This window comes from Novosphingobium sp., assembly GCF_036820275.1.
In the GTDB taxonomy this organism is placed as follows: domain Bacteria; phylum Pseudomonadota; class Alphaproteobacteria; order Sphingomonadales; family Sphingomonadaceae; genus Novosphingobium.
Map to the genome: position 1 here is coordinate 1 of NZ_DAISLT010000078.1, position 9598 is coordinate 9598.

Consider the following 9598-nt stretch of genomic DNA (forward strand, 5'->3'; position numbering starts at 1 on the left):
TATGGCTGCCTGAGTCAAACCGGATAGCCTCCGGAAAACCCGGGACGCTTCATACTCTAGCTGTCTGGTTGCGACACATCATTGGGACATGGAAAATGGCGCCATCGCGGATCACGCGTCGCGCTGCGCCGCTCTTGTCGATGAGGTTTCGTAATGGTGCAGATATATATATGTATCTCGAGGCCCGAACCACGCCTGTTTTGCGGGCAGAAATCGCTAGGACGTGGACTCGATTACCGGTTGCACCTCAGGCGTACGCAGATGAGCTTGATGGATGCGAGATAGTTGGCAGCATCCTTGTCGTATCGGGTGGCGATGCTGCGGAACTGCTTGATCCGGTTGCAGAAGCGCTCGACGAGATTGCACTGGCGGTAGAGCCAAGACGAAAATCCGAAGCGCTGCTTGTAATTGGAACGGTTGGGAATATTCGCCCAGATGTTCCTCCCCGCCTCGGCTTGGTGGCTAGCGGTACTGTGGGAACCTTTGTCGCCTAGGAGTGAGGCGCCCTCGGGAATGACCTCGATCAAGGCGTCAGCCTCACAGGCCTCGTGAACCTGCCCGCCCGTCAGTCGCAGGCCGACAGGACGTCCATCAGCGTTTGGCTAGGAATAACTGGTTGTAGCAGGTCGTCGATGGCCCATACCGTTCCAGGACCTCCGCTCACGGCGCACCGGAAGAAAAACGCCCGAGAATGCCGTTCAAAACCCGGCAATCATCTACTCGAGGCACACCACGCGGTCTGTTGGGCAGCAATAGCTCGATGATGAGCCTTTACGGGTCCGTCAGTTCATACCGCCGCCGTGCCATACACCCTCCATTCCGAAGGATGCCTGAATCAAGACAGCGCTAACCACTCAACCCAATTTATGAGTTCACGCCCTAAAAATCGCACCTCTACCCACACCAGAAGAATATCCACTGGAATTATTTAAATTTGCAAATGAAAATTATTGAATATATTAAAAATATTAGTTTGGAAATAATTCGCCAAACAATTAGCCAGCATTATTCTCGCTTCAGCCAGCGCGCTTACAATCACAGATGTGGCTCCATCACGCAGTTCGTTGCTAATGCCGAATTTTGCTATTGTCGAAACCGCTATCTTTGCACTAAATGACCGAAACTCCTGCCTTTGCGATATATGTGCACAAGGCAAGGGCCGGATCAAGTGCCGTGGTGATACCCAGAGAACCTGGCACATAGCGTCGTAGTGGTGAGATTTCTTATGCAGCAGTTCAAGGTTCATATAACAACGTCTGACTCCGGGTGGATACTTGAAAAACTTGCTGCAGAAATAACCAAAAGACTTGACTACGTCACTTACTCAACAGACCCTGACCCATCGGCGGAAATTCAATATTATATTACATATGGATGCCGAAAGACACGTGTATCCCCTATAGAATTAGCCCTCTTTACTCATAGAGAACATGACCTTGCTGCGGCCGAACGATTTGACCAAGCCGCGCAAGATGTCGATGTCGCCATTTCGATGTCGAATACGACTGACGAGATCTTAAAAAATCTGGGTATCAGCGAAAGCATCTGCATATCACCTGGCGTCGAACTTGATCTGTTCAAGCCCCTTGTCCGCATCGGCGTCGTTGGCCGGACCTACCATACCGGCCGCAAGGGTGAGGCACTGGTCCGTGCGGTAATGGACACGCCAGGTATCGAATGGCGAAGGATGGCCTGGTCCGGCGCAGAATATAGACGAAAGAAAGATGCCTGATTTCTATAGGTCTATGGACTATATTCTCGTTCCTGCCGTCAATGAAGGTGGCCCCATGTCCGTTCTGGAGAGCTTGGCATGCGGAACACCTGTCATCGCATCCGATGTTGGATGGGTTAGAGAATATCCTCATATCGCTTTCGAGAAAGGCGATGCGAAATCGCTGCGAACGGTCCTGACGAGTTTAGTGGAAAGCAAAATGTCACTCGCGAACACCATCGGAAATATGACATGGGATAATTGGGCAGCACAGCATGATACATTGTTCCGGAAGCTATTCGCAAAGCTTGCCGGGAACAATTCTGCTGCGGGAACGCATTATCCCATTTTCCCCCGGCTGGGCCAGGTTGCCTTACTGACGCATGGCGCAGAAGATACAACACTGGGAGGGCCGAGCGTTCGCGTGCCCAAGACCCAGAGGGCAATTCAGGAATTGGGCGTTAAGGCCCATTACAGCCACAACCTGAACAAGTCAGCGCTATCGAGCGATATCGTTCATCTGTTTAATATCTGGGCACCGCTACAGGCGGTTGAAATCGCTCGCAAGGTGAAGTCTGCCGGCAGGACATTGATATTTTCTCCAATTATTTTGGATTTATCCGAAGCGTCCGTATGGCAGGTGGACTTGCTGCATATATTCCGCAACGCGGACAATGCCATCGACGCGGGTGGAATGATGCGCGCGGCATCTCGACTGGAAAAAGCCAGCGGCCGTGACTGGAGCGAGCCAGAGCCGGGATATATCGACGCGTTGAAAGAAATTGCGCATCTTGCGGATGGTATTATTTTCCTTAGCCAGCATGAAATGCAATTATTTGAGAAACTTACCGGCACACCGACCGATAAGGCCTTTCTTGTTCGCAATCCGGTCGATGGGAGCCATTTCGCGGATGGCGATCCCTCGCTCTTTTGTAAAACATATGGCGTTCAGGATTATGTCCTTTGCCTCGCACGAGTTGAGCATCGGAAGAACCAGTTGATGCTGGCAACGGCGCTGGCAGGCACCGGAGTTCAGCTGGTGCTGGCCGGACATAATGTCGACGACGAATATCTAGCGCTCATCAAAAGATTTGGGGACGACAATGTCGTCCACGTCCCTAGACTTGAACCGGGATCGGAAATGCTGCGATCGGCGTTGGCCGGGGCCCGGGTTTTTGCGCTGCCAAGCTGGGCAGAAGGAGCGCCGCTGGCAGCATTAGAGGCAGCGGCAGCAGGTGCCCGCCTGGTCCTGAGCGATCGATCGGGGGAAAGCGAATATTTCGGTGATTTCGCAAAGTATTGTGATCCCGCGGATATCGTCTCCATTCGGACTGCGATCATGGAAACATGGAACACAAAGCCCGACCCTCAAAGGATAGAGGCGCAGAAGGCCTATGTGCTCGAAAACTTTTCTTGGCAGAATTACGCCCGCGACACGGTAGACGTGTATCGGCAAGTTGCAGCTCGCGTCAAAACACAGCCGCTTGATGTCAAGGCGGTTGATTCCGTCGAGGTCGAACCGCACCAGACGAGCGGGCTGGTGTTCGATATCACGACATGGGTCAACAACGCGTTGACGCTGTCTGGCATCGTGAGAGTGGAATGCGCCTTGGCATCGCATTTGCTGCAGCAGGATCTGGATGTTAAATTTGTCTGCTACCATTCCGCTTCAGCCGGCTTCGTCAGTGTGCCGCGAGACATCGTCGCACATAATTTGGTCGCCTCTTACCTGGCTACTTTGCGCGATGAAAAGGCCCAACCCGTCTTTCAGAATAACGATCCGGAGCTTTATACCGATATCGTATCTGTGGGCAGCAGTTGGATGCAAAACCCTGAATATGTATCAGATTTAGGTGAATTTTCCCGGCGCCATGGCCTGAGGCTTTCTATCCTCATGCATGACATGACGCCCTATCTGTTTCCGCACTGGTACCCCGTTGACTATGCACGGGTCTGGAACGAGAATTGTCGCGCTCTTGTGGCGCAATGTTCGCGGATTATCGTTTATTCACAAAGCACTTTAAACGACTTATCCGATTTTTGCGAGGAATTCGGCGTCGTGATGCCTCCCGCGGCGCGGATCAAACTGGCCGACGACATCGGCGATCTTGGCGGTGAACGAAGCAACAAAGGGATGGCGGCGACCGCCAAATTCTCTCGACTTCCTTTCATTCTGGCCGTTGGCGGCATTCACACACGCAAAAATTATGGATTGCTAGCCGATGTATGGGCCATACTTCACGAAAAAATGGGAGAGGCAACACCTCACCTTGTCATCGTGGGTGGTGTCGCGTGGAACGGAAGCGAACTGGCCCGCGCAATCAGCGAAGATCGTCGATTGAAGGACCGTGTCCACATCCTGACCGATATCGACGATGCGTCCCTGGCGGAGTTGTACGACCTTTGCCTATTTACCGCTTATCCCTCTCTTTACGAAGGATGGGGATTACCAGTTGGCGAAAGTTTGGCGCACGGCAAGATATGTCTGGCCTCTAATGCATCCTCGATGAAGGAAATCGCGCCGGATTATACGGACCTGCTCGATCCCTTGGATCGAACAGCTTGGGCTGCATTAATCCAGCATTATACTACCTCAAATACCGCGCGTAACTATCGCGAGCACCAGATCTCATCCGGCTATGTTCCGCTGTCTTGGAAAGATACGACCGACGGCATCGTGTCCCTTCTCGACATGCCATGTCCTGCTCGCCGAGGGGAAACCTATACGCTAGGTTCGGTAGTTCTGGTCACGGACAAGACGAACGGCCGCCGCTATCTGGGCGGTGGCTGGGCAGCGCCAGAGGGCTGGGGATGCTGGTCCCGCAGCATTTCACCAAGCCTTTCCTTGAGCTTGACGCAGCCGGTCAGGAATGATCTTGTCTTCTCGATCCTGGCAAAGGTAATGCAGAAGGCCAGCGATGAAACAACCTATGTGATCAAGATCAACGACACGGTCGTTGGCAGATGGGTTTTCAATGCGCAGCAGCCAGACAGGACAGGTTCGAATGTCTATGTAAGCCGGGTGCGTATCCCGCGCGACGCGATAGGAGACGCCACTCAATTCCGCATCGTGCTGGAAGCCGATCGTTTGTGCGCGGTCCAGGATATAGAGCCTGCATCTGCCGACTCGCGCAGGCTCGGCATCGGTATGGTGGCCTTCTGGATAGAAGACGCCGCCCTGTCGGTTGATGCCCCCAACATGCTGCGCGCCATTCCCTCGGTGCGCCAGACCCTGAACTGTCCGGCTTCGATCAATTTGGGCAAAGTGCTTAGCGACAACCCATATCGCCCCGCGCCTTCGCTCAACAATTGGCTGTCGGTCGTCGATTATGCACAGATAGGTGAGATTGCAGGGAACGCGGTCTGCGCCGCGCAAGGCATGATCCGCCTTAATTTTGGCTTGGCGCGTTTCATGTTAGGGCAAGCCCTGGATGTGCAGTTGGCCCTTGGAAATGTCGCTGTAAATGGAAAACCGGCGCAGGCGGCCTTGTTTGCCAATGGCAAGTTTCTAGAAATGATCGACATACCGGCCAGCGGCGTCCTTCACACTTCGACAATAGATAAAGCCATTCTGGGCGTGTCAGATCCTTTACAGCTAGATCTGGTTATAAGTCCGTCTGCTGGCGGACGAAGGCCGCTTGTCATGGTCAAAGCTATTTGCCTCAGCCAAAATCGGTCCCATCCAGCGCACTTGATACTTAATACGGGACAGGATCTTGCAGACTATGGCCGCAAGATGGCCGGCGTTTCCAGATCGCGGCGGATCGGCCAAGATTGGATTTTCCAGGGCGATGGCGAAATGTGGTCATCAGCCTTCGATACGCAACTGGACATAGATCCTCAGGGCTGCAGCTTCTTCGAAATAGAGGTCTGTCGCCTGTTGTCCGGTAAGGAAGATGACAGCCTAGCATTTCGTGTCGGCGGCCAGCGTCACGTTCTGGAGTTCCCAGAAGGAGAGCGCGGTTCGATCAGTACGCCATACCGCGTAAGTGGGCCAGTCATCACCGATCCCGACGGTATAATGCGGCTCCGCTTTGCGAACCATGCGCTAAACGGTTGCGAAGAAGAGCGCGTGGAGGGCGACTGGCGCGCCATCTGTGTTACTAAATTGCGGCTTTTACAGCTTAAAATGCTCAATTCGGGTGAGAATTCCGATCAGCCGGACGGGGACCTCGACCGAGTTTTATGGGGCGAGGGGTGGAATACGGCCGCGGAACTGGATGGTGGACGCTGGGGCATAGCGAGCCGGATGGAAATGAAGGTCATGCTGGCGCCGGGTGTATCGCGCCTGAGGATGCGAATGGATTGCCTTGCACCGCCAAGTGAAGATCAGGAGCTGAAAGTCGCTATCGATGGCGTGCCGGTTGGTAGGTGCCGCCTGCCGTCGCGCAACGTCCAAAGCAAAACGTTCGAATTCATCGCATCCGATGACGTGACGATCCGGACTATCACGATCGAGGCGCGCTATACGATTTCTCCGCGCGATCTTGGCATCAACGAGGATCCTCGCCAACTTAGTCTGCGGATATGGGACATCGACGTTCCTCTCGTATCGGAGAGCGAATATTCGGTCGAGCAGGCGGAGTTTGCCTGACGCCTGCGTGACAGGCAGCAGAATCAAGAGCGACACCTGAGGGTCTTCAAGACCATGGAATAAGCTCAGTCTTGCAAGAGCCAAGGCCCAGCTTTGCCGTAACAAGGAAAATGTCATTGCCCTATGATCTCAATATTCCGGGCCAAGTCAGCGAATTTCAGCTTCAAGCTATTGAAGTTGTGGCTTCGCTGGTGCCCAAAGGAGGCTGCGTGGTCGAGGTAGGATCCTTGTTTGGGCGATCGAGCTGGGCTTGGGCCAAAAGCATCCCGCAAGACGCCATCGTCTACTGCATCGATCCTTGGGAAGGTAATCAGGGCGTGCGCGGCTTGGAGCAGGCCCATAACATCCAATACGGTATCGCGCAGTTCAGGGAGTATATGAAGGACTGCCCGAACGCTCGGCCAATTCAGGCCTATAGTCCCGAAGGAGTGGGAGATTGGGACATCCCAGTCGATATCTATTATGAAGACGCAGTCCACACCAATCCAATTCTCGACCGGAACGTCAAATTTTGGATGTCCAAGCTGTCGCCCAACGGCATTGCCTGCGGTGATGATTATCGCCCGCGCTTCGCCGATGTGCGCGCTGCTGCGGAGTGGGCTGCAAGTCAGCCAGGCCACAGGCTCTATCTTGTCGATTATTTTTGGTGCGCTCTGCCGGAAGCAAGGCACGATTTCGATACACGGGAAGTAGCGCGTAAACTGACCGAATTGGGTGAGGCCGCGCGCCTCCACAACGAACGAGAACTCAAAGGCGCGAGGATACAAATCTGCCCGCTAGTGGCCATACCCGACAACTTCCAGTCCGAGCGACCACAGACTGTCGATTTTCGGATCGTCAACGATGGACTAGCCCCTTGGCCAGTACGGCCCGATGGCCCTCTTTCCCTAACCAAGAAGCTGGTCCGCAATGGCGAAGTCCTAGCGGAGGAAAGCCATTCCTTGGACTGTGATCAGCTTTGCTACGACATGCCCGTCGACACGCCGATGCTTATCCCCTTTGGCCGCCCCTTGTCGGGTGACATGACACTCAAGATCACTCTGGACGGTAGTCAACCAACCCTAGATTGCGCTTTCTCTTGCCAAGTTTCGCTAAAGGATCTTCCCGCCTATACAGCGGAGGAGGTCGTCCGCTTTTCGTCGGATGCCGCCTTGCCCGTCATATTGCAAACTGGCTGGGCTTTACCAGAACCGCATCATGTGTGGACCAATGGCGAACATTCAAGAATGACGCTCCTGTGGCCGTCCCATGACGCCGGAACATGGTGGCTCAATCTAGCGCTTAAGCCCTTCGTGACCGATATTGTTACAACCCAACCGCTGTTGATCTCAATCAATGGCACACTGATCTTGTCAGCATCCTTGTCCGGGCCCACGCATATATCTGTGCCGTTCAGTATAGCGCGCGATACTCTGCTAACGATCGACCTTCATCATCCCAGCGGGCTTTGCCCCGCAGATGTTCTTCCGCAAAGCGAAGACCCACGAAATCTAGCCTTTGCATTAACCAGTCTTTCCGTGACGAAAGCTTTACGCAGCGATTAATCTAATAACACTCATACGGCTGTTGTCCTCGCGGACGACGCAGCGCGTCAACCAATGCGCTGTTTTGAGGAACCTTGATGCGTACCAGACTCGCGTGCTTTCCGAGCTTAAGCAACGCTCTGCCCATAATTGTGCTGATGGCTATTAGCTTGATGATTTCAACTGCCGGATCCGCTCAACCATCAGCCGGCTCCACTGAAAAATCCCTGCCCAGCGAATGCCTTAAACTTCGCGAACTGGCCCATACGCAGGGGGATGCATCACCAATAATCACAGCCTGCATTTCCAGTTTGCCCGACCACGCCACGCTGCGTCTGTCACCAGGCCAATACCATCTTCGCACGCCATTGATGATATCGCGTCCCATTACGATCGAAACGGCAGCATTAAATCCCGCACGCGCATGCCGCAACGGGGACAGCAACGGATGCGCAGTCCTCATACTAGAAGAAATGCTCAGCCCTCGCGTTGCCAGCACTATGCCCATAGAAATCGAGGCATCCGACGTCACATTGCGCGCTATTGCCGTCACCGGCAACAATACACGTAATGCCGATTGGGAACGGCAGGTCTGCTTGGCTAACAATACTCGCCCACTGGGTGGCGGTATTCGCGTCCGAGGATCAGGTTTCCGCCTTCAGGACGCCCTCATTCGCAACGTCAGATGTCATTCTGCACTAGAAATTGTCGCGAGTGCCGGAAGTCCCAATATCTTTGACAGCACGATTGGCCCAAATGGCACTCACGATGTACATCTGTTGTGGGCAGATGGCGTAACTATTCATGATACTCACGACGCACGTGTGGAAGGAAACCTTTTCCTCGACAATACCGATGTTCAACTAATATTCGGAGGTTGCCGCGACTGCATTGTATCGGGAAACATTTTCCGCCATTCGGCCGCCTTCGCTCAAGCATCCTTCGCCGAACTGATGATCCACGCTTGGCCCAACACCAGTGGGAACTTTACCGGCAGCACTATATCGCAGAACGATATCGATTGCGGCAAGGCAAAGCGCTGTGGATACGGCATCATGATTGGCGGGGAACCTTGGTACTCATCAAAAACCTTTGGTGGTACGGTTTCCAACAACCATATTGATAACGCATCGCTTGCTCTGAACGTTGACCTACTGACCGGACCGATGACGATCACAAACAATCGCATTTCCCGATCTGGAGGAATTGCCAATTCTGATTGCGGACGAAAGACTTGGCCTGCAGTCAACATCTCTCCTCCCTCTCTCAAGCTGGTTCGGACCGATATCAGGGACTTTGCTTCAATGAGCACGGCTAAGTGCATTGTGCTGCGTCAGCCCTAAAACTGAATAGTCGCGGCGCATCTGCTCGTTCATCAGTTCGAGATGGGCGTTACGAGCCCGCAGATCGGCGTTGATCGCCCAGACTTTGGCGGCCTCAGCCTCTGCCACTAGTGCCTGTTCGCGCACGATGGCAAGTTCAGCGCGAAGCTGCACAAGCTCATCGGATGCGTTGCTGGAGACCATGCGCGGATTATAACCCGCAAGTCCTCAGAACCCCAGCATTTACAGCACTTTTATGCCGGTCCTGCTGCTGTTTTGACGAGGCAAGGAATTACCCTACCTGCGTCGGGCGCCAGGTCTCCTGCGGGTTGCGCCAATCCACGCCTTCAAGCAGGTACGCCATCGCGGAAGCCGAGATCGCGATCGTCCCATCGTAACCGTCCGATTGTTACCGCGGTGGTTGGGCCTTGAAGCGAGTGGCGAGTTC

At 53.9% G+C, this 9598-nt stretch carries 4 protein-coding genes and 2 pseudogenes; 4 read left to right on the plus strand and 2 right to left on the minus strand.

The annotated features are described in order from the left end of the window. Positions 1-233: 233 nt before the first annotated feature. Positions 234-765, minus strand: a pseudogene (locus V7066_RS28400) (hypothetical protein). Between the two features lie 460 nt (positions 766-1225). Between V7066_RS28400 and V7066_RS28405 the strand changes: the two are divergent. The 4 genes from V7066_RS28405 (at position 1226) to V7066_RS28420 (ending at position 9171) form a co-directional block, all read left to right on the plus strand. Continuing rightward, positions 1226-1732: a hypothetical protein gene (locus V7066_RS28405; protein ID WP_334186283.1), complete on the plus strand. Its 507-nt coding sequence runs from the start codon at positions 1226-1228 to the stop codon at positions 1730-1732. After that, positions 1725-6305 carry a glycosyltransferase gene (locus V7066_RS28410; protein WP_334186284.1) on the plus strand — a complete coding sequence of 1527 codons (4581 nt, stop codon included), beginning with the start codon at positions 1725-1727 and terminating at the stop codon, positions 6303-6305. Before V7066_RS28405 ends, V7066_RS28410 begins: the two co-directional genes overlap by 8 nt. Positions 6306-6421: 116 nt before the next feature. Beyond that, positions 6422-7849, plus strand: coding sequence for a class I SAM-dependent methyltransferase (locus tag V7066_RS28415; protein ID WP_334186285.1), 1428 nt, complete (start codon positions 6422-6424; stop codon positions 7847-7849). Between the two features lie 77 nt (positions 7850-7926). Beyond that, positions 7927-9171 carry a right-handed parallel beta-helix repeat-containing protein gene (locus V7066_RS28420; RefSeq protein WP_334186286.1) on the plus strand — a complete coding sequence of 415 codons (1245 nt, stop codon included), beginning with the start codon at positions 7927-7929 and terminating at the stop codon, positions 9169-9171. Positions 9172-9180: 9 nt separating this feature from the next. Here the strand turns inward: V7066_RS28420 and V7066_RS28425 are convergent. Continuing rightward, a pseudogene (locus V7066_RS28425) lies at positions 9181-9354 on the minus strand (IS66 family transposase); the annotation flags it as partial. Between the last annotated feature and the right edge of the window lie 244 nt (positions 9355-9598).